Raw genomic sequence first — 23,276 nt, forward strand, 5'->3', positions numbered from 1 at the left:
CCCGCCTCTTTACGGCAAACCCGCCGACGGAGACGTGGCCGAGTGGTCGAAGGCGCTCCCCTGCTAAGGGAGTAGGCGGTTTGTAGCCGTCTCGAGGGTTCGAATCCCTTCGTCTCCGCCAGATCGTTTTCGCTCACGCGCCGAAGGCGCTCCGCGAGGGCGGCCTGGACGGCCGAGCCGCAGTCGCGGCTTTGGGCGTGTGGGATCGAACTTTCTCCCTCTGTGCGCGCCATTTTCTGTCTTACGCGTCGCGGGCGGGCTGGCGCAAGGCGACCGGTCTGTCGCTTCGGTATGCAGCTTCGACATGGCTTTGGTCGCCTCGTCCAATGGTAGGTCGTCTGCTGTTCCGCCGACCTCGCTCTTGTCACACCCTTCGCAGCCGAAGGAGTGCCGTCGCCATATCGCCGGTCGGTAGGGCCTTCATCAGTGGCGGGTTGGCTCGGTGATCCGTATGGGGCATGGGGAGGCCCGCTACCATGAGGCTCTCGGCCCTCCACAGCTCGCCGCTGCCCTCCATTCGGTAGGCTGAGCCTTTCTCGAGGTTTCTCAGGCGCACCGAAGCAAAGGGCGGGTTGGGTTCGGACCTTTTTCGGGCGTAGAGGATGACGACCTCGTCACCGGAGGGGCTCGTCAGTTGCCAGATGATTTCCGCGCCTGTCCGCAGCCGGTCGAACCGGCCCTTGGTGACCAGTGACTGCGTGCTGGTGTAGAGGCCCGCCGTCTCCTTCACGGAGGATGCGTGGGCTTCCAGTTCCTCGGCGCTCAACGAGAAACCGCGGCTGCCGCAGAAGAACGCGACATCCCGTCTAGCCTCGAAGCTGCTGATCCTGCCGTTCTGATGGTTCGGAGACGGACCGATATAGCTGGCCAGGGCCGACAGAGGAAAGAAATGGCTGGCGCCGGACTGGATGTCGAGGCGCCCTTCCGGATCGCAGAGGTCGGAGGTCCAGGTCTGGTCGAAGAGGCAGAGCATGCCGAAATCGAAACGGTTGCCGCCGGAGGCGCAGTTCTCGAACACCACGCCTGGAAACGCCTTACGCAGCTTGCGGACGATACGGTAGAGCGCCAACATGTAGAGATGCGCCCTCTTCGCATCGTCTAGATCGGATACGAACCGGTTCATATCCCACTTGACGTAGGAGATATCGGCCTCTCTCAGCATACTGGCGACCACGCTTTCGATGTGCGCCTCCACCTCCGGTCTGGAGAGGTCGAGGGTAAGCTGGTTGCGCCCCTCCCCCGGTCTGTCCCGGTCGGCGCCGATGATCCAGTCGGGGTGCTCCCGGTAGAGATCGCTTTCGCGGCTCACCATCTCCGGCTCGAACCAGAGGCCGAACTTGAGCCCCTCGGCCGTGACCCGCCTAGCCAGCTCGCCCATGCCGCGGGAGAAACGCTTAGGGTCCGCCTGCCAGTCACCGAGGGAGGTGTGGTCGTCGCGCCGACCCTTGAACCAGCCGTCGTCCAGCACCAGCATCTCACAGCCGAGCTTCTTGGCTGCCCTAGCGAGCTTCTCCACCTTGTCCTCGTCCACTTCGAAATAGGCGCTTTCCCAAGTATTGAGGTAGACGGGACGGTAGGGTTCGCGCCGCTCCGGCAAAAGCCGTTCACGAACGAAATCATGCCAGCCGTGGGACATGCCGCCGAGACCCCGATCGGTGTGTAGAAGCAAGGCTTGCGGTGCGATGAACGCTTCGCCGGGGGCTAGAGGCCAGCGCATCCCGCCGGGCAAGCCCATCTGCAGACGGACGGCGCCGAACTCATCCTTCTCCACCACGGTTTCGTGGTTGCCCGAGTAGACGAGCGCCCCGCCGAGGACTTCGCCGTGAAGCTCCGTCGTATCTGTATCAGTCAGGGCAATGAAAGGCGGGTGCTGAGCGCTACTCGTCCCCCGGCAAGAGCCAAAGGAGAAACGTCCCGTCTCTATCCGGTGACGCTGGAGGTGCATCTCCCTGGCCCAACTGCCAGTGAGGTGCACGATATGCCGGTCTGCTTGAGGAAGGTCGATGGAGAGGCTCGATGCGCGATCGAGCAGATGGGGCCGGTCGGAGATATTCCTGACCGTGACGGTCCGGGCAAGGACGGGGTGGCCCGGCCATAAGGTCAGGCTCAGCACCACTTCTAAACCCATATGCCTGCTGACCGTCCGGATCTGCAGGGTCTCGGCACCTTCGAACCGGGCGCTGGGAAGATCGCCTAGGTCCAGCCCGCCTTCGATCTTGCGAGCGCTCTCGAATACGAGCTCGTCAAGGCCCGGCGCGGCGATGGCGGGAGACCGAAAGTCCCCTCTTCCGAAGAACGGCAGCTCCTGCGCCAGCGTGCCGAGATGCCTGAAGGGCTTACCCCTGTCGTCAATCTGGAGGCTGCGATAGGCCTGTCTAGGCCAAGCAGAGAAGCCAGCGAGGCTTCCCAGCGATCCGCCGAAATGGAGGTGCTCCAGAACGCCGTCCTCGCCGACGCGAAGGGCGTAGGCGACCAGGCCGTTGTCGAGAAGCCACCCCTTCTCACTCTCCTCGATCATACAGGCTCCCGTTGACAGCGTCTGACGGGAGAGGAAAGGCTGACGGCGCGATAAGTTCAAGGGGTGAAGAGCCGATGAGCCTAGGGGTGTGCTACTACCCGGAACACTGGCCCGAGGAGAAGTGGGAGAGCGATGCCGAGCGCATGAAGGCGCTGGGGCTGTCCTTCGCACGTATCGGCGAGTTCTCCTGGGCGCTGCTGGAGCCGGAGCCGGGACGCTACGAGTTCGGCTGGCTCGACAAAGCCGTGGGGACGCTCCACGCAGCGGGCCTCGAAGTGATGCTCGGCACACCGACGGCTACCCCGCCTAAATGGCTGGTCGATGCGCATGACGACATGCTCGCCTGGGACGAGGAGGGTCGGCCCAGGGGCTTCGGCTCGAGAAGGCACTACTGTTTCTCGTCCGAGACCTATCGCCGCCACAGCCGCAGGATCACCGAAGTTCTAGCGAGGCGGTACGGTCAGCACCCGGCGGTGACGATGTGGCAGACGGACAACGAGTTCGGATGCCATGATACGGTGCGCAGCTACTCACCCATGGCGAGGCTTGCGTTCAGGGACTGGCTGCGTGAGAAGTACACGGACATTGACGCGCTCAACGAGGCATGGGGCAACCGCTTCTGGTCCATGCTTTACCATAGCTTCGACGAGATCGAGCTGCCCCATCTGACCGTTACCGAGCCGAACCCTTCGCACACGCTCGATTTCTACCGCTTCTCATCGGATCAGGTGATCGATTTCCATAAGGAGCAGGCGGAGATCATCCGGCTTCACGCACCGCACGCGACGATCACCCACAACGTGATGGGACACTACTACCACTACGATCACCACGAGCTTGGCCGTCATGTGGATGTTCTGACCTGGGACAGCTACCCGCTCGGCTTTCTGGCTTGGAGCAGGTCGAGCGACGAGCACAAGCAGCGCTACCTGCGTCAGGGGGATCCCGACTTCGCGGGCTACCACCATGACCTATACCGTGGTTGCTCCGCGTTCGGCGTCATCGAGCAGCAGCCTGGGCCGGTGAACTGGGCGCCTTACAACCCCTGTCCCCTGCCCGGCATGGTGAGGCTCTGGACGGTGGAGGCGTTTGCGCACGGCGCGCATTTCTCTGCGCCTTTCCGTTGGCGCCAGGTACCCTTCGCCCAGGAGCAGAACCACGCGGGCCTGCTGCGTCCCGACGATCAGCCTGCGCAGGGTTATGGCGAGATCGAGGAGGCGGCTGGGGTTCTGGCGAAGCTCGGCCCGGAGGAAGAGGCGGCGAGGGTTGCGATCCTCTTCAGCTATGACAGCTTCTGGATGGCCGAGATCCAGCCGCAAGGGAATGCTTACCATACGGAGGACATCGTTTCGGACTGGTATGCCGCTGCCCGAAGCCTCGGGCTCGACGTCGACATCGTGCATCCCTCGGTGGAACTCTCTAGGTACGATGTCGTTCTCATCCCATCGCTCCTTCCCCTCACTGAAGAAGTGGCGTGGCGCCTCGAAGAGAGCGGGGCCGCCCTTATCGCCGGTGCACGGTCGGGTTCGAAGAACGAGAACGGCAACATCATCCCTGGCCTGGCGCCGGGACCGCTAAAGCGGCTTCTGCCGCTGACGGTCACGCGCAGCGAGACGATCCCACCTGGCCCCGGCGGCAAGGCGGGGGCGGGGCACTGGCATATCTGGCGCGACGAGGTCGAGTGCGACGCCGAGCCTGCGCTGACCGATGAGGCGGGGCGAGCTGTCCTCTACCGTTTCGGTGAGCACCGCTATTTCGCGGCGCTGCCCGACCGCGCACTCCTTCGCGAGGAGCTGCGAGCGCTCTGCGCAGCAAGGGGGATCGAAACGGCGGACCTTCCCGAAGGCCTACGCCTGCGCTCAGGCCGCGGGCACCGCTTCGCCTTCAACTACGGACCGGAACCAGTCGAGCTTCCGGCGGGGCTGGGGCCTAGCGACGGCGAGTTCCTGACCGGGGGCCGCACCCTCCCCCCGGCGGGCATTGCGGCTTGGCGCCTTCCGTGAGAGCTTGCCCCGCTTAGGGCAGAGGCAGAACCACGATGATCGACCCCGTTCAGCTATCCATCTTTCTTCTCGTCACGGTGCTGATCGGCGTGCTGACCTGGCTTCAGATCAAGGGCAAGACCGATGACGACCGGGCGTCGGGCAAGGACTACTTCCTGGCGGGGCGCAGCCTCTCCTGGTACTTCGTCGCGGGCTCGATCACGTTGACCAACCTCTCGACCGACCAGCTTGTCGGGATGAACGGCAACCAGATGGCGCTTCTGGCCTGGTGGGAGCTGGCGGCGGTGGCAGGGCTGATGATCCTCGCCTTCGTCTTCGTCCCGATCTACTACCGCAACCAATGCACCACGACGACGGAGCTTCTGGAGCGCAAATATGGCGACAGGAACATCAGGGCACTGATCTCGGTTTTGTTCCTGCTTGGGAACCTCTTCATCTACCTGCCGCTGATGCTCTATTCGGGCTCCTTGTTCCTGAAGTCCCTATCGGGGACCGAGCTGCCCATCCTAGTTATCGCGGTGGGCTTTGCGGTGGTGGGTACGGGCTACGCCGTCTACGGAGGCCTTCGCGCCGTGGCGGTGTCGGATACGATCAGCGGCGTGCTGGTTCTGGGCCTGGCCCTCTACGTGGTCTACGCAGCGCTGAAGGCGATCGGCTTCGACCTCTCGGCCATCCCTTCCGAGCGGCTGACCCTGATTGGCGACGCCCAGTCGCCCATCCCCTTCCCCACCCTTTTCACCGGGATGATCCTGATTCAGATCTTTTACTGGAGCACCAACCAGACGATCACGCAGCGAGCCATGGCTGCGCCTACGATCCGCGAAGCGCAGAAAGGCGTGGTAGCGGCGGCGGGCATCAGGCTGCTCATCGTCCCCGCTATCGTGGTGCTGCCCGGTATCGCGGCGTTTGAGCTCTTCGGCGACGTCGGCGACGAGGCCTACGGCAGGGTGACAGGCATGGTACTGCCGGGCTGGTTAAGCGGCGTCTTTGCGGCGGCCATCGCCGCAGCGGTGCTGACCTCGTTCAACAGCGTGCTGAACTCGTCGGCCACTCTCTTCGTCATGGACCTCTACCGGCCCTATAGAGGCGAGCTTCAGAACGTGGCGCGGACCTCCAACATCGTCTCGATCACCATGGCGGTGGTAGGCATCCTGTTCGTACCGCTCTATCAGCAGGCGGACAGCCTCATCAATCTGGTGCAGCAGCTCAACGGGCTACTGAGCATGCCGATCCTGTCGGCCTTCGCGGTGGGGCTCCTCTTCAGGAACGTGGCAGCAGGCGCGGCCATGACCGGCGTGGTGCTAGGGGTGGCCTTCTACGCCTTCGTCAGCTTCGTTTGGGAGCCCTTCCACTACATCCACGCCATGGCGCTGGTCTTCGCTTTCTCCGTGGCGGTCAGTTTGTTGACTAACCGCCTAGTGTTCGGCCGGGATGCGAGCTTCGTGCTAGGCGGGGACAAGGTGAGGGCTGCCCTCTCCTATCCGTCATCCCGGCCGTAGCCCGAAGGGCGGAGGTCGAGCCGCGAAGCGGATCGACGGACCCATGGCCTACGCTTGCAGCAGAAAGCAGCGTTCGGTCCATGGGTCCCGGATAAGCCTAGCGGCTTTCCGGGATGACGCCGTGATCCTACTCCCCGGCCCCCGATGCGCCGCCAGCCTGGGCCACTTCCTCTTCCGGTTTCACATAGGTGTCGAACCACTCGATCATCTCGGCGAGGGTGTGCAGCACCGATTCCTGACCGCGATAGCCGTGGCTCTCATGGGGCAGCATGACGAGCTTGGCGGTGCCGCCCGTGCCCTTCACGGCTGCGAACATGCGCTCCGACTGCTGAGGGAAGGTGCCTGAGTTGTTGTCCTTCATGCCGTGGATCAGCAGCATGGGCTCGTTGACTTTGTTGGCGGCCATGAAGGGGGAGAGCTTGTAGTAGGTCTCCGGCGTGTCCCAGAAGATACGCCGCTCGGCCTGGAAGCCGAAGGGCGTCAGCGTCCGGTTATAGGCACCGGATCTTGCGATCCCCGCACGGAAGATATCCGACTGGGCCAGAAGATGCGCCGTCATGAAGGCGCCGTAGCTGTGTCCGCCGACGCCGACCCGCTCGCCGTCACCGAAGCCGCGCTTCACGGTCTCGTCCACGGCAGCCTGGGCCGAGGCGACGATCTGCTCGATGAAGGTGTCGTTGACGGTCTCGGGGTCCGCCCCCACCACCGGCATGGCCGTGCGGTCCATCACAGCGTAGCCCTGGGTCAGGAAGAAGAGGTGGCTGTAGCCGCCGATGCGCGTGAAGCGGTACTTCGAATCGCGCACCTGCCCCGCCGTACCCGCATCATTGTACTCGAAGGGATAGGCCCAGACGACGACGGGCAGCTTCTCGCCCGCCTCATAGTCCGGGGGCAGATAGAGCGTGGCGTTGAGTTGCACCCCATCCTCCCGCTCATAGGAGATAAGCTCCCGCTTGAGGCCCGTCAGCTCGGGATGCGGATCCTCGAACTCTGTCAGGAACACCGCCTCACCGTTCTCATGCAGGCGATAGTTGCCGGGGGTCTCCGGGTCCTCGTAGTAAGTGACGAAGGACGAGCCGTCCTCGGACACGAGATCGACCACCGACTCGTAGCTCTCGCCGCTGTTCCGCCAAAGCTCCTCGGTCTCGAAGCTCTCAAGGTTCATGCGGCTGAGGAAGGGACGGTTGCCGTCCGGCGAGGCCCCCTGCCCCGTCAGGAAGACGTGGCCGCCCGTAACCTTAGCCACTGAATAGCCCCCTTCGCTGAGGGTCGTGAGCGGCGTGCCGATATCGGCGTAGGCGTCCTGGTAGTTCCGTATATTGACGAGCTGCGTCTCGTCGCCGTCCTCGACATCCGCCAGGCTGATCCTGATCTCGCGCGTGTCGCGGTCGTAGTCATAGGCCATGAGGTCGTCGCTGCCCTCTATGCCGAGGAAGCCGGAATAGCGGTCCTCGAAGCGGGCCACCTCCTCGGGCTTGCCGGTGAAGGGTGCGGGCAGGGCGTAGAGGATGTCGCGCAGATCGGTCTCGGTACGCGGATCGCCGCCGTCCTGGGCCTCGGCGAAGAGAAGCGTCGCCTCGAGGGTCGGGTGCCATTCGAGGGAGCGGCGGCCGGTGACCACGCCCTGCACCGGCAGCGCATCGGCCAGGGGCTGCTCGGCCACAACGGCGACCTCGCGGCCCCGCTTGTCGGTCACCACGGACTTGCTGCCGAAGCGGTACCACGGCACCTGGTAGGAGAACTCGCCGTCCAGCCACTCCATCAGGAAGTACTCGCCATCGGGCGAGGGGGCGACCGAGGTGTAGATGCGCGGCTCGCCGATCACCGTCTTACGGCGGCCATTAGGGTCGATAACGACCGGCTGGCTGGTTGTCAGCCAGCGGTAGACCTCCTCATCGTAAGGGTTCTTGAGAAGGTCCTGATAGGTGCGGGTCTGCGCCTCCTCGCCGCCGGCGGCTACCTGGATGGCCGGGCCGCGGGGCGTGCGGGGCTCTTCGGGCATCGTTCCCCTGCCCTCGGGCAGCATCATCACCAGGAGCTGGCCGCCTGGAAGCCAGCGTGGTTCCTGGAAGATGAAGTTCACATCCTTTTTGAGGACCTCCCTGGCCCGTCCCCTCTCCACGTCCAGCACGTAAAGCGACATGCCGTCTGCCTTGGTGTTGGAGAAGGCAGCGTAGCGGCCGTCAGGGGACCACTGAAAGTCGGAGAGATCGGCCTCGGCGGGAAGGGAAACCTTGCGCACCTCGCCACTCTCCACGTCCTGAAGGCTGAGGCCGACCACGTTGCGCGGGTTGAAGACATCGTTGGTGGCGGCATCGAGCCGCATGCCGGCCAGCCGCTCCATCGGCTTGCCGAGCTCGGAGACCGGCGGCAGGGCCTCGCGCTCCATCAGCAGCATGGTGCCGCCATCCGGAGAAAGGCTGACCGAGGGGGCGGGCGCGCGGGTGACGATGTCCGCCACCTGCTGGGGCGGCAGGCGGTAGCCGGTCTCCTGGGCTGCTGCGGAAAGGGGCGCGCTCAAAGCCAGAAGGCTGACGGCAAGGCGGAGCATGGGCACTTCCTATCGTTGTTTTCCGATATGAAAGCCTAGGGGCGCGAGGGGAGGCTTGGGAAGAGGCGGAGCTGCAGATTGCCAGCTCCTCACATCGGCCCGCTCTATCTTAGGCGAGCCCGAACAGCGCCATCACCTCCTGACCGACCCGCCGGGGGCGCCTTGTCGCCGCGTCCACGAGGACCCACCAGGTCAGCCCCGTGGCAGCAGGTCTGCTCGCGCCGGGCAGCCTGATATCCGTATGCCGAGCGAACCGCGCACCCTTGGCCTCACCCAACCAGGTACGGATCTCCACCGTCTGCCCTTCGAGCACCTGGTCCTTGTAGTCGATCTCGTGCCGCGAGCAGACCCAGACCTGGTCCTCGACCGCCGAGCCTTCGGTGACGCTGAGCCAATGGCCCACGGCCGCGTCCTGTATCCACCGGGCGTAGACGGCATTGTTGACGTGGCCGAGCTCGTCGATCTCGCTCGGCTTCGCGGTGCGGCGGCTGAGGCAGGCCGTCTCGAAGCTGTGGGCACCGAGAAGGGGTCCGTCGGGCCTTGGGTAGTCGGAAAAGTCACTCATGCATCGCTCCGCTTACGGCTGATAAAGGTGTTGAGGGTCAGCCTGCCTCGGAGGGGGTCCGGCGAAAGGTTGTGCCCGTCGGGGATACGGCCTGAATGAAGGGTCGTGCCCTTGTAGACCAGCACGCGGCCGGGTCGGCAGTCGAAGGTCGCCGTTCGGGTAAAGAGCTCGTCGGTCTCGTTACGGTAGCGAGGCGCGGGCATGCCGGTTCGGCGAACATCCTCCTGCACGGCCTGCTCATAGGTCTTGTAGCGCTCCTCGGTCACCTCTTCGAAGCCTGTCGTTTCGTGGCGGAAGAAGGAGGTGCCGCCATGCTCCGGCCCGCAGAGATAGTGGAGGATCGCCAGCACGTCCTTCTCTACGCCGTCGAAGTGAGGCATGCGCTGGAAGGGCAGAAGACGGCCAGGCTCGGTCGTGACCAGGGAGTAGTCCGACGAGATCGTGTCCGCTTCGGACCAGCCGAAGGCTTCCTCGAGCGCAGGCGACAGCTCGCGAAGCAGGTCTTCCGTGTACCCTTCGGGCGAGGAAGAGCGCACGCCCGGATAGAACGGCCCCTTCGCCGCGAACCGCAGGCCCGAAGTGCCCTCGCGTAACCGGTCGGTCTCAGGGCCGAAGCCGTCATGGACCACCACCGGAAGGCCCTCCCTGCCGATCCGGTGAACCTGCCACGGCTTTTCGCTCATCGCGCTCTTCTGCATCACCATCGCTTTTTCTCAGCCGCCCCAAAAGTGGAACGAGCGCTGTCTAAGAGGCCACACCGCCGCGGGAAACCCTCGGCTTTCAAGCCTATCGGCTCCAGTCTTGCAGTTTTCTGCTTAGCTGACGAGCTTGTGCAAAATATCCTGCCTCGCCTCTTGTGCAGCGCAGAAAAGCAGGCTTTGCTCCTATGCTGCAGTAGCGAACGAGCGGGCAGCCATGAACCAGCGAACCACGACCAAGCTAGCGGCTACCGGGGCAGCGGCCCTGGCGATCCTTCCCGCTACCGCCTTCGCTCAGGAAGTGTCCGAGACCCAGTTCGTCCTGAACAGCTTCCTGTTCCTCTTCGGCGGGGTGCTGGTCATGTTCATGGCCGCGGGCTTCTGCATGCTTGAGGCCGGTCTCGTCCGCAGCAAGAACGTGGCCGATATCTGCTTGAAGAACGTCGCGCTCTACTCGCTCGCCGGGGTCGCCTACTACTTCATCGGCTACGAGCTGATGTACGGCGTCGGCGAGGGCGGGTGGATCGGACGCCTGGCCGTCTGGTCGCCTTCGGAGCTGGCTTCCGACGAGACGATCTCGCTGGAAAGCGGATACGCCTCCACCTCGGACTGGTTCTTCCAGATGGTGTTCGTGGCGACCGCCGCCTCCATCGTTTCCGGCGCCGTGGCGGAGCGGGTCAAACTGACGCCCTTCCTCCTCTTCGTGCTGGTGCTGACGGGCATCATCTACCCGATCCAAGGCGCCTGGAGCTGGGGAGGCGGCTTCCTCAAGACGCTCGGCTTCTCCGACTTCGCAGGCTCGACCATCGTTCATGCGGCGGGCGGCTGGGCCGCGCTGACGGGGGTCCTGATCCTCGGCGCCAGAACCGGACGCTATGACGAAGAGGGCGGCATCCACCCGATGCCCGCCTCCAACGTTCCCTTGGCGACTTTGGGCGTCTTCATCCTGTGGCTGGGCTGGTTCGGCTTCAACGGCGCCAGCCAGCTTGCCCTCGGCTCCGCCGCCGATGTGGTGGCGGTGAGCCAGATCTTCGCCAACACCAACATGGCTGCGGCGGGCGGGGTGCTCGGCGCCTTCGTCTACTGCAAGGCCCGCTTCGGAAGGGTCGATCTCTCGCTGGTGCTGAACGGCGCCCTGGGCGGGCTCGTCACCATCACCGCCGAGCCCCTCACCCCCTCCATCGGGCAGGCGATCCTGTTCGGCTCCATGGGCGGGCTCCTGGTCAGCGTGGCCACACCGCTCCTCGACAAGTTCAAGATCGACGACGTGGTCGGCGCCATCCCGGTCCACCTCTTCGCCGGAACGTTCGGGACGCTGCTCGTGCCGCTGACCAACGCCGAGGCCAGTTTTGTGACTCAGATGATCGGCATCCTCTGCGTGGCAGCGTTCGTGGTGCCTCTCTCCGCCCTGACCTGGATGGGGCTGAAGCTCACCTTGGGCATCCGTCTGCCCGCCGAGGAGGAGATCACCGGCAGCGACCTCGCCGAGATCGGTCTCGTCGCCTATCCCGAGTTCCAGAACCTCACCACGCCCACGGCGGAGCCTGTTGCCCCGGCAACCTCCTCGGCTGCTGCCCTGCCTGCGGAGTAGCCACTCCTCGCCCCCTATCCCTGGCGGTTTGAATACTGTCCCTCAGGCGACCAGTTCGGCGGCAGGTTCCGGCTGCTCGGCCTCGGGCTCCAGGGCGGCGACGAAACGGCGAGCGACAGTGTAGGGGTCCGCCTTCGGGCTGCCGTGCAGCGCCCTGAGATGGCCGTACCCCTTCTGCGCTACCGTGACCGGGACGCTGATCTCGAGGCCTGCTCCATCCGCCAGGCTGGCGGCTTCGAGTAGGGTCGCCGCGTCGGTAATCGCTCCCAGCCCCTGGCTTGGGCAGCGCATGGCGGCGGTCGAGAAGGTGACGTCGAGGGAGGCGTCCGCCCACCCGCCCTTCATCGGGCGCTGGGCAAAGCAGACGCCGATACCGTGGTTCTCCCCTACCCGTTCGAGAATCCACCTCGCCAGCCACAGATGGTCGGCGACCGAGAGCACGTCCTCCTCACCACCCCTCTCGTGAGCGTCGATCCTGAACTCCCACTGGCCTGGCATCCGTTCGGCCTGATACCCTGCGAAGAGGAGGCCGGCGGCGACACAGCGCTGGGCATGCTCCTCGGCGACCTGCCGTCCGAACGCTCGCTCGCTTCCCACGCCGCAGTAGTAGCCCGCATCAGGGTCGGGAGCGCCGATGCAGGGAAACCCGAGCGGGCGCCCGTCCTGGAACAGCGTGTAGTCCTGCTCGTAACCGACGCGGTGGCCTTCTCGCTTCAGGCTGCCTTCCGCCAAAGCCTGAAGCTTCGCCCGCGTGTTGGTTTGGTGGGGGAGCCTGCCGGGACAGAGGACCTCGCAAAGAACGAGGTAGCCGTCCTCCCTGAAAGGGTCTCTCGCAACGCATACGGGCACAAGGAGGCACTCGGCGTGAACGCCCCCCTGACGGGTGGAGGTGGCATCGAAGGACCACGTCGGAAAGCCGCTTGGAACCGCTTCGTCCGGTGCGCTGTCCAGCACCCTCATCTTCGACTGCAGCCGTGTGTTTTCAGGATCGCCGTCTATCCAGATATACTCCGCGAACACCATGCTCTCTTGCCCTCACCTGTTTGGAGCAGCCGCCTCAGCCCTGATGGCGTTGCTGCTCGTCCTGTCCTGCCGCCACCCTGAGGCGGATCGTCGCTCCAGTCCTAAGGCGCTCGGGGGAATGCTCTGAAACCGTCCTCATTAAGCATACCCGTTCCTGGAGCCCCCACTCGGCGCGGGTTTGCAAAGTGTTTGCACCTTTAAAGCTAGACTTCTGAGTGAGTTATGAGGGCGGTGACATCGGCCCTTTTGCAGTTCTGAGGGCCACTCATGGTAGCGTCGAAAGCGGACACACTTCTCGAAAGCGGAGAGCTCACCCTCGACCTCAGGGACGAGAGCGTTCTCCTCGGTGGGAACAAGGCAGCGCTCAGCCCGACCGCGTTCCGACTTCTGGTCGCCTTGATGAGCGAGCCTGAGACCCTTCAGTCCAAGGAGGCTCTCATCCTCAAGGTCTGGGACGGCAGGGCCGTCTCCGACGCCGCCCTCACCACAGCCATTCGCGAGGTGAGGCTGGCGCTCAGTGACCAGCCTCGTCAGCCGCGCTATATCGAGACGGTGCACGGGCGGGGCTATCGCTTCCTGCAGCCCGTCTCCTCGGCGCCGCGGCAGGAAGCGGGCGGACCCGCGGAACCTCGTCAGAGCGCCGCGCCTTCAGCTCCTGTTCCCGCTTCCCGCCTGAAATGGATCACGGCCCTGGCGGCGGTCCTGCTTCTCGCCGTGACAGGATCCTTCATGGTGAGCGCCGATTTCCTGCCGGTCGATCGCAAGAGCGGCGAGGCGCAGGCCCTTCGCTCGATCGCCGTCCTTCCCTTCCATACCGGCACCACGCTGGAGGAGGACGAGCTGTTCGCCGACATGGTGCATGATGATCTTCTGACCCGCCTCGCGGCGCTCGACGGCTTCAAGACCATCTCCCGCACCTCCATGTTGAGCTATCGGGGCGCCGCGAAGACGACGCCGGAGGTAGCGGCGGAGCTTGGGGTCGACGCGGTGCTCGAAGGCACGGTGAGGCGCGGCGGCGACCGCGTCCGTATCAACCTGACCCTGGTCAGCGCGCACGATGACCGCCCCTTATGGGCCGAAAGCTACGAGCGCTCGCTTGAAGCCGGCGATCTCTTCGACATCCAAGCGCAGATGGGGGCGGAGATCGCCGATGCGCTGACCCTCGCGTTGTCGACCGAGGAGAAAGCCGAGCTGGCCGAAGCGCCCACGGTAAGCTTCGACGCCTACGCGGCGTACTTCCGGGGCAAGCGGATCTTCGAGGAGGCGCTGGTCGAGAACTGGCAGGAGGACGCCATTGCCGCCTTCGAGGAGGCTATCGCCCTCGACCCGTCCTTCGTCTCGGCATGGGCAGCCAAGGCCCATGTGGAGCTCTCCCGATACTGGTACGGCGACGGCACGGGCAGGGCATGGGTCGAGCGTGCCCGACAGTCCCTCGAACAGGCCGACGCCATCGACCCTCGAAATATCGATACACTGATCAGTTGGGGCTACTACCACTACTGGGGCTTTCGCGACTACGAGACGGCCGAGGAGAAGCTCGCCGAGGCGCTGTCCCTCGGTGCCAACCGCGCGGAAGCCTGGGAGCTTCGCGCCTATGTGGCGAGGCGCCGGGGCGACTTCCGTACCGCGATCAACGCCCTCAAGCGTGCCCATGAGCTGAACCCGCTGGACATCGAGCTTCTGACGGAGCGGCTCGAGACCTACGCGCCCCTAGGCTACCCCGAAGAGGCCAAGGCGATGATCCAGGCGGCGAGCAACCTCAACCCCACATCCCTCGACCTCATCAACAACGAGGCCCGGTTCTGGTGGTATCAGGGGGACTACGAGGCCGCCTGGGCGTCGGTGAACAAGCCCGTCACCAACCCAGGCAAGTTCCACGCTGTCCGTATCAGTCAGTACGCGCTTCTTCTCGGCGAAGAAGAGAGCTTCCAGCAGAGCCTGGCCGGTTGGGACGAGGCTTTCGCGGCCGAGGCGGAGGGCCGGTTCCACCGGCACTTTCTCCTGGCGGAGTGGTTCGTGAACCGGGGCGAGGAGAAGGAGGCTCAGCCTCACCTCGCCGCACTCGACGCCCTGATCGCCGATCCTCAGTTCGGTGACGGCAAGGTCTGGGCACCCAACGGATCGGTGACCCCGGTGGACCTGCCCGGCCTGCGCCGCGACGCAGTGGCCGTCCGCCAGAAAGTCGCCGAGTACGAGGCGCTGAACATCACCGATACCTGGCAGGCGGCCCGCCACTGGCCACCCATCGCCAAGGCCTTCGTCAGGGTCGGCGATCACGGCAGGGCGCTCGACTATCTGGAGAAGTACACGGAGCTCTACGGCCCGGCCGGTTATCTCCGCTTCGTCAACCACACGGCCTTCCAACCCCTTCTGGAAGAGCCTCGCTTCAAGGCGTTGGAGGGGACCTACCGCCGGAGCGTCACGTCCAGGGGTTGAAATATTCTCACTGCAACAGGGCGGAGGTCTTGCGGAACTCTCCCTCGTGTGAGCGGAAAAGTGTGCTAGCTTGCCCCAGGCCAGACTGGGACGGGCGGTGAAGAAACGAGCGATCATACGCTTCAAGAGCCTTGAAGACCGCAAGCCCATCCACGCGGTGGTGGCCAATGTGGACCTCGTCGTTACGCGGTTCGGCAAAGAGGTGTCCGTGCTCTACGGCCGCTGCCTGCACCGCGGCGCGCTGATGTCCGACGGTTTCGTCGACGCGAACGACAACTTGATCTGCGGCGTGCACCACTGGGACTACAAGGTGGATACGGGGGTGAGCGCCTACGACAATGCGGAGGCGCTGCACAAGTTCACGTCCTGGATCAAGAGCGGCACGGTCTATGTCGACGAGGACGAGATCGCCGCCTGGCACGACGAGAACCCCCAGCCCTTCGACCGCGAGGCCTATCTCGGCCTCTACGCCGATACCTCGCACGGCACCGCCGAAGAACCAGCCAACGGCCTCATTCAGAAGATGGCCGAGGGCGGCATCGAAGGGATCGGCCACCACGGACCCATCGACGCGATGGGCGTGCCCCGAGATGACCTGCCGAAGTGGGACGACATTCAGATCCTGACGGCGCAGCTCGCTTCGCTACCTCTTCTGGACGACGAGCCGGTCGAGACGCGGACGGTCATCGGACCGCGTGCGCGGCGACCCCTCGAGCTCTCCATCCCCCTCTTCGTCTCCGATATGAGCTTCGGTGCCCTGTCCGAGCCCGCAAAGCTCGCCCTCGCGCGGGGGGCCGAGCTTGCGGGCACCGGCATCTGCTCGGGCGAAGGCGGTATGCTGGACGGGGAGCAGGCATCGAACAGCCGCTACTTCTACGAGCTTGCGTCGGCCCGGTTCGGCTTCGCCTGGGACAAGGTGGAGCGCTGCCAAGCCTTCCACTTCAAGGGCGGCCAGGGCGCGAAGACCGGCACCGGCGGCCACCTCACCGGCGCCAAGGTCGTCGGCAAGATCGCCGCGACCCGCGGCCTGCCTGAAGGAACGCCTGCCGTCTCGCCGAGCCGCTTTCCCGAATGGACCGAGCTGTCGCAGTTCAGGGATTTCGCAGAAGAGGTCCGTGCCCGGACGGGCGGCATCCCCATCGGCTACAAGCTCTCCGCCCAGCATATCGAGCGGGACATCGACGCTGCGCTCTCGATCGGGGTCGACTATATCATCCTCGACGGGCGCGGCGGCGGGACGGGCGCGGCGCCGCTTCTCTTCCGCGACAACATCTCGATACCAACGATCCCGGCCCTGGCCATCGCCCGGCAGCACCTGGACCGTCAGGGGGCGTCGGATGTCACGCTGGTCATCACCGGCGGGCTGAGGAAGCCCGAGGACTACGTCAAGGCCCTCGCCCTTGGCGCGGATGCCGTCGCGGTCTCGAACGCCGCCATGCAGGCCATCGGCTGCATTGCCATGCGGGCGTGCCACACCGACAACTGCCCCGTAGGGATCGCCAGCCAGAAGCCGCATCTCGTCTCCCGCCTCGTGGTCGAGAAGTCCGCGCGCCGGCTCGCCAACTATTTCGAAGCGGCCACCGAGCTGATGAAAGTGCTGGCGCGCGCCTGTGGCCATCGCAGCCTGTCCGGCTTCACCAAGGACGACCTCGCCACCTTCGACCGTGACATGGCCGAGATGACGGGCATCTACAAACCCACGGTAGGGGGCGTCCGGTGACGGAGGAACTCGCCGCGCTCATCTGGCTCGTGATCGGAGGGTACTTCGCCTTCGGGCTTCTCTTCGGGCTCGTTTACGTGTCCTTTCTCGCGGGCGCCCTGGACGAGGCGGCAAGGGGTATGAAGCTTCATGTGAGGCTGACCGTTCTTTGGGGCGTGATCGTCCTGTGGCCGATCATGCTGTGGAAGACGGTCCGCTGGAAAGGGCCTCCCGCCCAATGAAACGTGCACAGATCGCCCGCCACCGCCTCACCTGGCTCGTCCTGCCGCTCATCATGGCTGCAACGATCGCCTCGGCGCTGATGGTGAAGCCGAAGGACGAGCTGCGAAACGAGGCCCTTCCCGCTTTCGAGACAGTGAGCCGGTAATGGCGCACGACTACAAGACCGTCACGTGGACACCGTTCAAGAAGCGCTTCGACCTGGTGCTGCTGACGGCGGTCCTGCTCTATCTGGCCGTCTTCGTCACCGCGTCATCCCTGGCTCAGCCCGAGGGTGAGAGCCTCCATATCGTTCAGCTCCTGATCGCAGCGACGGGCACGCTGGCCTTCGGTATGCTGACCTTCATCCTTTCGATCGGCCCTCTCGCAAGGTTCACCGGCCGCATGAAGCCCGTCCTCTACAACCGCCGTCACTTGGGGGTGACGACGTTCTTCCTGGCGCTGATCCATGCCGGGCTGGTGGTCATGTGGTATCACGGCTTCAGCGAGACCAACGTGTTCGTCTCGCTGCTCGCCTCGAACCCGCGCTATGACAGCTTGCAGGGCTTCCCCTTCGAAAGTCTGGGCGTTGCGGCGTTCTTCATCCTGCTGGTGATGGCGGCGACCAGCCACGACTTCTTCAACGCCAATCTCGGACCGGGCCTCTGGAAGAGCCTGCATATGTCCGTCTACGTAGCCTACGCCCTTCTCGTCGGCCACGTCATGCTCGGCTATGTGCAGTCGCAGACCGACCCGGCTTACGGATGGATGGTGGCCGGGGGCGCGGCGTGGCTCTCCGTTCTCCATCTGGGAGCCGCTTTCAAGTCCGCCTCAAGCGTGACGGAAGAAACGGATGGCTGGCTGGCAGCGGGCAAAGCGGCGGACTTCGCCGAAGCCAAAGCGAGGATCGTGACGCCGCCCTATGGCGAGAAGATCGCGGTGTTTTTGCATGAGGGGCGCCTTTCCGCCGTCAGCCATGTCTGCCGTCACCAAGGCGGCCCGCTCGGCGAGGGGAAGGTCGTGGACGGCTGCATCACCTGTCCCTGGCACGGCTTCCAGTACCGTCTGGAAGATGGCCGCTCACCGGAGCCGTTCACGGAGCGCATTGCCACCTACCGCCTCAAGGCCGAAAGCGGGACGGTCTACGTCCATCCCGAACCCAACGAGCCGGGCAGCTATCAGGAGCCGCTTTCCCTAAGAGAAGCGGGGGCGTTATGAGCCGTAAGGACCATTTCTTCATCGGCTGGAGCGACGAGACGCCTGCCGTGGACCGGCGTTTCCTCCTAGGTCTGAGCGTTCTCCTTCTGGGCAGCACCGGCGCGGCAGCCTATGCGACCTCATCGCGCCAGAACCCGGCAGGGCCGGGCACCTGGGACCAGGGCGATATTCGAGAGTGGCGCGGCATCGTCACCTCCCTCCCCTACCCCATGCTGCGCTATCGCAGCGAGGACGGCGAGGTCCGCACCGCGCTTCTCGGCTGTCAGAACAAATGCGTGCCCGAGCTGATGATCGACCAGTATAGGGGCCAGGCCGTCATCGTTCGCGGCAGCCCGATCAGGCGGGGAAGGCACCTGATGATCGCTACGGATGATTTCGGCCGCTGGATCGAGCCGGTGAGTGTCGCCGAAGGCGACGACGAGCTGGCTTTTCCCGAGCCTGAAGCGTTAGGCGAGGCAGCACTGTCCGGCATGATCCTCGACACCAAATGCTGGTTCGGCGCCATGCGTCCGAACAGCGGCAAGGTGCACAAGTCCTGCGCGGCCCTATGCATCAAGAGCGGTATTCCGCCAGCCTTCTATGTCAGAGGCCCTCAGAACCAGCGGCAACTCCTCATCATGACCGATGAGAACGGCGCACCCGTCGGCGAGGACATCCTCCCCTTCGTCGCCGACCGCATCTCGCTGGCCGGTAGCCTCGAGCGCCGAGGCGATGTGGTTCTGCTTCGAGCTGCAACTGAAAGTATGAGGCGCGTCTGACCGCCGCTTTCGACTGGCAGACGCATCCTCTTCTCGCAGCGAACTTCAGTGGCGGTGCGCCGTACCGGCGCCGGAGGGAACCCTGATCCCCTCGACCATCTCGCGAACCTCATCAGGGGTCCTGGCTGTGAACGAGGCCACGGCGAAGGCGATCACGAAATTGATCACCATGCCCACCGCACCGATGCCCTCGGGCGAGATACCGAAGAGCCAGTTGTCGGACGTGTTCGGAATGCTGCCGAACCAGCCGAACCTGAAGACACCGATATAGCCGATGGTGAAGAGGAGGCCCGCGGCCATACCGGCGATGGCGCCCTCCTTGTTCATCCGTCTGGTGAAGATCCCCATCATGATCGCCGGGAAGAGCGAGCATGCAGCGAGACCGAAGGCGAGAGCCACGACCTGGGCGACGAAGCCTGGCGGGTTGATGCCGAACCAGCCTGCGATGCCGATCGCCACCACCGCAGCGCCGCGCGCGGCCCAGAGCTCCTGGGCGTCGGTGATGTCCGGCTTGATGGTCTTCTTCAGGAGGTCATGGGACACGGCCGAAGAGATGACCAGGAGGAGACCCGCCGCCGTGGACAGGGCCGCGGCGATGCCGCCTGCCGCCATGAGCGCGATCACCCATGCCGGAAGGTTCGCCATCTCCGGGTTCACCAGCACCAGCGTGTCACGGTCCGCATAGACCTCGTTGGCGACCGCCGGGTCGGCGTTGGAGGTCAGGCGGTTGCCAAGCTCACCGCGCTCGCCGGTGAACTCGGGCTTACCGCCGGTGAAGGCGTTGTCTGGACCGTACTGGATGACGCCGTCGCCGTTCTTGTCGGCGTAAGCGTAGAGGCCGATGTCCTCGTAGCTTTTGAAGAACTCAGGCGTCTCGGCCCGGTAGGAGGTCTCGTTCACCGTGTTGATGAAGTTCAGCCTACCGATCGACGCGACAGCCGGAACCGTCACGTAGAGGAGCGCGATGAAGACCAGGGCGTAGCCTGCCGACTTCCTTGCGTCCGACACTTTCGGCACCGTGAAGAAGCGCACGATGACATGGGGCAGACCGGCGGTGCCGACCATCAGCGCCATGGTGATGGCGAAGACGTCGACCATCGATTTGGTGCCTTCGGTGTACTTACCGAAGCCGAGCTCCACCAGCGACGCATCGAGCCGCTGCAAGACGGTCATGCCGGTACCCGTAACCTCCGAGCCAATGGCCAGCATCGGGATCGGGTTGCCGGTGACCATGACCGAGAGGAAGATAGCCGGAACCATGAAGGCGAAGATCAGCACACAGTACTGAGCGACCTGGGTGTAGGTGATCCCCTTCATGCCGCCTAGGACAGCGTAGAAGAAGACGACGCCCATGCCGATCAGGACGCCCATCTCGATCTCGACGCCTAAGAAGCGCGAGAAGACCACGCCGACGCCGCGCATCTGCCCTGCCACATAGGTGAAGCTGATGACGATCAGGCACACCACCGCCACCAGCCTTGCGGCCTTGGAGTAGTAGCGGTCACCGATGAAGTCGGGCACGGTGAACTTGCCGAACTTCCTGAGGTAGGGCGCGAGCAAGAGCGCCAGCAGCACATAGCCGCCGGTCCAGCCCATGAGGTACACGGATCCATCATAGCCCGCAAAGGCAATGATGCCCGCCATGGAGATGAACGAGGCCGCGGACATCCAGTCCGCCGCCGTCGCCATACCGTTCGCCACCGGATGAACGCCGCCGCCCGCGACGTAGAACTCCTTGGTGGAACCCGCCCGGCTCCAGATCGCGATGCCGATATAGAGCGCGAAGCTCAGGCCTACGAAGAGATAGGTGAGGAGCTGGGCGCTCATTGTCCGCCTTCCCCCTCGTCATCGACCCCGTGGCGGCGTTCGATCTTCTGGATGAAGTGGGAGTAGGCGAAGATCAGCGCAATGAAGACATAGATCGAACCCTGCTGGGCGAACCAGAAGCCCGCCGGTACGCCGAGGATGGAGAAGCTGTCCAGCGCGTCGCGGAGCAGGATGCCGAAGCTCACCGTGAACCAGATGGCGAGGAGGATCGCGAGAAGCCGCAGGTTCTCTTCCCAGTAGGACAGCGCCCGCGGGGTTCCGGCTTCGTGTTCGCGGGCTGGCGCGATCTTGACGTTGGCCTCGCGGTCGGAACCGCTCTCTGCGCTGCTCATTCTCTGTCCTCCCCTGCCTCTTTCGCCGACCTTAGTCGAAGCCTATAGCTGGCCGCCATCCCCCAAGCTGGTCAGTCGTAGGTCAGATTGAGCGCCCCCGTTGAGAACCCCTCTCCCTTCGGGAGAGGTCGAAGGCTGCGCCAGCAGGCTTCAGGTGAGGGCATGTTAGGCAAACACACCGCCCGCCCTCACTCGACATCGAAGATGTCGATCTCTCCCGAGGGAGAGGTGATGAAGTTAGCACCCCTACCCTACTCGCTGACAGGCAACCCGTCGGGCCAGCCGTTTTGGCGGCGCAGTTCGGCGAGCTTCGCCAGCTCGGGTCTGGCCCAGAGCTGATGGTAGGCGGGGTGTTTCAGCACGGGCTCGGGATAGCTGGCCGCCCCGTAGAAGGGAGAAAGGGAAAGCTGGGTCGAGAAGAGGTCACCCCGCTCATAGGCTTTCGTCAGCGTGGCGACAAATGTCTCGGTGGGCATCTCCTGCGCCAGGGTCATCCCCCACATCCCGATATGATCGGTAATAGGATGGTTCTCGAAGTCCATCTCGGCCAGAAGTCTTCGGGCGGTCTCGCCCTCGCCCTCAAACCCGATCGCAAAATGCGCAGGCAGCAGTCTTACCGAGTGCGGCTTGGCGGAGGCCGGGATGGAAGCCAGCTTCTCCTCGAACGCGGCATAGGCCGCCGCCCAGCGTGCTTTCGTGCGCCGGTCGCCGGAAAGCACCGCTGCGCTTGCTCCGTAGGCCACGAACCCCTCCTCCAGGCAAGCCGTTTCGAGACACTCATCGAGAAACTCGAACGCCTCCTCGCCCCGCCCGAGGACGGCTAGCTTGAGGGCCACTGACATCTGCGCCGACAGGTTCAGGGGGTCGAGCCGAAGCGCTTTCTCATAGAAACCCAGCGCCCTCTCCGGCTCGCCTACGAGCCATGCATAGTAGCCCTGGGCATAGAGCGTGTCGCTGGCTAGCGGCGCCAGCTCCTCCGCCCGGTCGAGGTGCTGCTTCACCCTATCGAGGTCGAGATCCACCGCCGCATGAAACTGCGCATGGGCTACGTGGATGCGATGATCATTGGGGGCCAGACGAAGGGCTTGCGCCAGGTCCTCGCGGAGCTGACCGATGAAAGCGTCCTTGTCCTTCGCCAAAGGGCCGCTAGCCCACCGAACGCCGAAGCTCACCAGCGCGATCCACGCCTCGGCGAAGTCCGGCTCGATCCCGACCGCGCTTCTGAGCGCGCCGTACCCATCCTCCGCGGCGCCGTCGCGGCGCATGGCACTGCCGAGCCGGTGGAGCCCTTCGTAGTAGAAGGCCAGCGCCCTAGGGTCGATCTCGCGAGCGGGCCGGGTGCCTTCGCCGTAGCCCACTTCGAGGTGAAGCTGCAGCGCCCGGCTCACCTCCTCGACGATGCGGTCCTGCAGCTCGAAGATGCCGCCGCCCGGATGCTCCTCGACACCCGACCAGACATGAAGGCCGTCGGACACGCGGATGAGCTGGGCGGTCACGCGCACCGTCTCCCCCTCGCGCCGGACCGAGCCCTCGACCACATGGCTCACGCCCAGCGCCTGGCCAATCGTCCTAACGTCACCGCGCGGGGTGCCTTCGTCCATGAAGCTGAAGGTCGATGTCCTTGCCGCCACGCCGAGTTTGGGCACGGCCGACAGGGCGTGGATGAGTTCCTCGGTCAGCCCGTAGCTGAAGAACCGGTCGCTCTCCTCGTTCGAGAAGGGCTCGAAGGGCAGAACGGCGACGGAGGCTGTGTAGGCGGCGGGTTCGGCGCTCCCGCTCGGCCCTGGTCGCTGCAGCCACAGAAGTGCGCCGACCAAGGCGATGACGGCCATCCCGAACGCTGTCAGCGCCAGCCATCGAGGCTGGTCCATCGGGACGCGCGGCCTAGGCGAAGGATTGTCTCCCGACGCGGCAGCTTCATTGTCGATCTCGGCGCTTTCCTCGATGGGCACACTCAACCGGTAGCCGCGCCGGGGGATCGTCTCGATGTAGCGCCCCTCACCGCCGACCTCGTTCAGCGCGCTTCTCAAGAGAGAGACGGCACGGCTCAGCCCCTCATCGGAGCCGCCATCCTCACCCCAGACCTCTTCCAAGAGGTCCTGCCTGCCGACCACCTCGCCCCCGGCATCGGACAGGACCAGAAGGACGTCCATCACCCGTGGTTCGAGCTGCCGGATATGCTCGCCGTACGTCAGGCGGTTGAGGCCGGGCGAAACGAGGACATTCCCGATCCGGAAAGGTCGCGATGTTCGTTCGGCATGTTGCACGGCCACCCCTCACGCGCTGCCCGATCGTCTTAGGGGAAGCTTAGGGCGGGCAAAAGACCGGGTCCTGCAGCC

The 23,276-nt window shown here is 64.7% G+C and carries 17 protein-coding genes and 1 tRNA gene; 10 read left to right on the forward strand and 8 right to left on the reverse strand.

All coding sequences use genetic code 11. From position 1 onward, the window contains the following. The first annotated feature begins 28 nt into the window (after window positions 1-28). Window positions 29-121, forward strand: a tRNA-Ser gene (locus NOG11_RS11705). A gap of 243 nt (window positions 122-364) precedes the next feature. On the opposite strand, the gene NOG11_RS11710 is transcribed toward NOG11_RS11705, so the two are convergent. Beyond that, window positions 365-2,518 carry an alpha-galactosidase gene (locus tag NOG11_RS11710; RefSeq protein WP_256619950.1) on the reverse strand — a complete coding sequence of 718 codons (2,154 nt, stop codon included), beginning with the start codon at window positions 2,516-2,518 and terminating at the stop codon, window positions 365-367. 74 nt (window positions 2,519-2,592) lie between these two features. On the opposite strand from NOG11_RS11710, the gene NOG11_RS11715 reads away from it, so the two are divergent. Together NOG11_RS11715 and NOG11_RS11720 are read left to right on the forward strand one after the other, a co-directional pair. After that, window positions 2,593-4,521, forward strand: a complete 1,929-nt coding sequence (locus NOG11_RS11715; protein WP_256619951.1) for a beta-galactosidase — start codon at window positions 2,593-2,595, stop codon at window positions 4,519-4,521. A gap of 35 nt (window positions 4,522-4,556) precedes the next feature. Then, window positions 4,557-6,020, forward strand: a complete 1,464-nt coding sequence (locus NOG11_RS11720) for an SLC5 family protein (protein WP_256619952.1) — start codon at window positions 4,557-4,559, stop codon at window positions 6,018-6,020. Between the two features lie 127 nt (window positions 6,021-6,147). On the opposite strand, the gene NOG11_RS11725 is transcribed toward NOG11_RS11720, so the two are convergent. The 3 genes from NOG11_RS11725 to NOG11_RS11735 form a co-directional block, all read right to left on the reverse strand. Next, window positions 6,148-8,571 (reverse strand): S9 family peptidase, encoded by a 2,424-nt coding sequence (locus NOG11_RS11725; protein WP_256619953.1) that lies wholly within the window; start codon window positions 8,569-8,571, stop codon window positions 6,148-6,150. Window positions 8,572-8,680: 109 nt separating this feature from the next. After that, the gene (locus NOG11_RS11730; protein ID WP_256619954.1) at window positions 8,681-9,136 is read right to left on the reverse strand and encodes an acyl-CoA thioesterase; all 456 of its coding nucleotides are present in this window, start codon (window positions 9,134-9,136) and stop codon (window positions 8,681-8,683) included. Next, window positions 9,133-9,819, reverse strand: a complete 687-nt coding sequence (locus tag NOG11_RS11735) for a DUF6445 family protein (RefSeq protein WP_256619955.1) — start codon at window positions 9,817-9,819, stop codon at window positions 9,133-9,135. Before NOG11_RS11735 ends, NOG11_RS11730 begins: the two co-directional genes overlap by 4 nt. A gap of 232 nt (window positions 9,820-10,051) precedes the next feature. Here NOG11_RS11735 and NOG11_RS11740 point away from each other — a divergent pair, with 232 nt between their 5' ends. Beyond that, the gene (locus tag NOG11_RS11740) at window positions 10,052-11,425 is read left to right on the forward strand and encodes an ammonium transporter family protein (protein WP_256619956.1); all 1,374 of its coding nucleotides are present in this window, start codon (window positions 10,052-10,054) and stop codon (window positions 11,423-11,425) included. A 42-nt stretch (window positions 11,426-11,467) separates the two neighbouring features. Here NOG11_RS11740 and NOG11_RS11745 read toward each other — a convergent pair whose 3' ends face one another. Further along, window positions 11,468-12,448, reverse strand: coding sequence for a glutamine synthetase (locus NOG11_RS11745; RefSeq protein WP_256619957.1), 981 nt, complete (start codon window positions 12,446-12,448; stop codon window positions 11,468-11,470). Window positions 12,449-12,715: 267 nt separating this feature from the next. Here NOG11_RS11745 and NOG11_RS11750 point away from each other — a divergent pair, with 267 nt between their 5' ends. The 6 genes from NOG11_RS11750 to NOG11_RS11775 all read left to right on the forward strand — a co-directional run bounded on the left by NOG11_RS11750 (window position 12,716) and on the right by NOG11_RS11775 (window position 18,778). Then, window positions 12,716-14,884, forward strand: coding sequence for a winged helix-turn-helix domain-containing tetratricopeptide repeat protein (locus NOG11_RS11750; RefSeq protein ID WP_256619958.1), 2,169 nt, complete (start codon window positions 12,716-12,718; stop codon window positions 14,882-14,884). Window positions 14,885-14,981: 97 nt separating this feature from the next. After that, window positions 14,982-16,604 (forward strand): glutamate synthase-related protein, encoded by a 1,623-nt coding sequence (locus NOG11_RS11755; protein ID WP_256619959.1) that lies wholly within the window; start codon window positions 14,982-14,984, stop codon window positions 16,602-16,604. Further along, window positions 16,601-16,825, forward strand: coding sequence for a hypothetical protein (locus tag NOG11_RS11760; protein ID WP_256619960.1), 225 nt, complete (start codon window positions 16,601-16,603; stop codon window positions 16,823-16,825). Before NOG11_RS11755 ends, NOG11_RS11760 begins: the two co-directional genes overlap by 4 nt. Further along, on the forward strand, window positions 16,822-16,971 hold the full coding sequence (locus NOG11_RS11765) for a hypothetical protein (protein WP_256619961.1): 150 nt from the start codon (window positions 16,822-16,824) through the stop codon (window positions 16,969-16,971). Before NOG11_RS11760 ends, NOG11_RS11765 begins: the two co-directional genes overlap by 4 nt. Continuing rightward, complete coding sequence (locus NOG11_RS11770) at window positions 16,971-18,020, forward strand: ferric reductase-like transmembrane domain-containing protein (RefSeq protein ID WP_256619962.1); 1,050 nt, start codon at window positions 16,971-16,973, stop codon at window positions 18,018-18,020. The genes NOG11_RS11765 and NOG11_RS11770 overlap by 1 nt, the downstream gene beginning before the upstream one ends. Continuing rightward, window positions 18,017-18,778, forward strand: a complete 762-nt coding sequence (locus NOG11_RS11775; RefSeq protein WP_256619963.1) for a hypothetical protein — start codon at window positions 18,017-18,019, stop codon at window positions 18,776-18,778. Before NOG11_RS11770 ends, NOG11_RS11775 begins: the two co-directional genes overlap by 4 nt. Before the next feature lie 45 nt (window positions 18,779-18,823). Here NOG11_RS11775 and NOG11_RS11780 read toward each other — a convergent pair whose 3' ends face one another. The 3 genes from NOG11_RS11780 to NOG11_RS11790 all read right to left on the reverse strand — a co-directional run bounded on the left by NOG11_RS11780 (window position 18,824) and on the right by NOG11_RS11790 (window position 23,210). Then, a complete protein-coding gene (locus tag NOG11_RS11780; protein ID WP_256619964.1) occupies window positions 18,824-20,605 on the reverse strand; it encodes a sodium:solute symporter family protein in 1,782 nt (593 codons plus the stop codon). Continuing rightward, the gene (locus tag NOG11_RS11785) at window positions 20,602-20,937 is read right to left on the reverse strand and encodes a DUF4212 domain-containing protein (RefSeq protein ID WP_256619965.1); all 336 of its coding nucleotides are present in this window, start codon (window positions 20,935-20,937) and stop codon (window positions 20,602-20,604) included. Before NOG11_RS11785 ends, NOG11_RS11780 begins: the two co-directional genes overlap by 4 nt. A gap of 251 nt (window positions 20,938-21,188) precedes the next feature. After that, window positions 21,189-23,210 (reverse strand): winged helix-turn-helix domain-containing tetratricopeptide repeat protein, encoded by a 2,022-nt coding sequence (locus tag NOG11_RS11790; protein WP_370468277.1) that lies wholly within the window; start codon window positions 23,208-23,210, stop codon window positions 21,189-21,191. Window positions 23,211-23,276 lie beyond the last annotated feature (66 nt).

The sequence above is a fragment of the Parvularcula maris genome, from assembly GCF_024505085.1.
GTDB classification, from domain to species: domain Bacteria; phylum Pseudomonadota; class Alphaproteobacteria; order Caulobacterales; family Parvularculaceae; genus Parvularcula; species Parvularcula maris.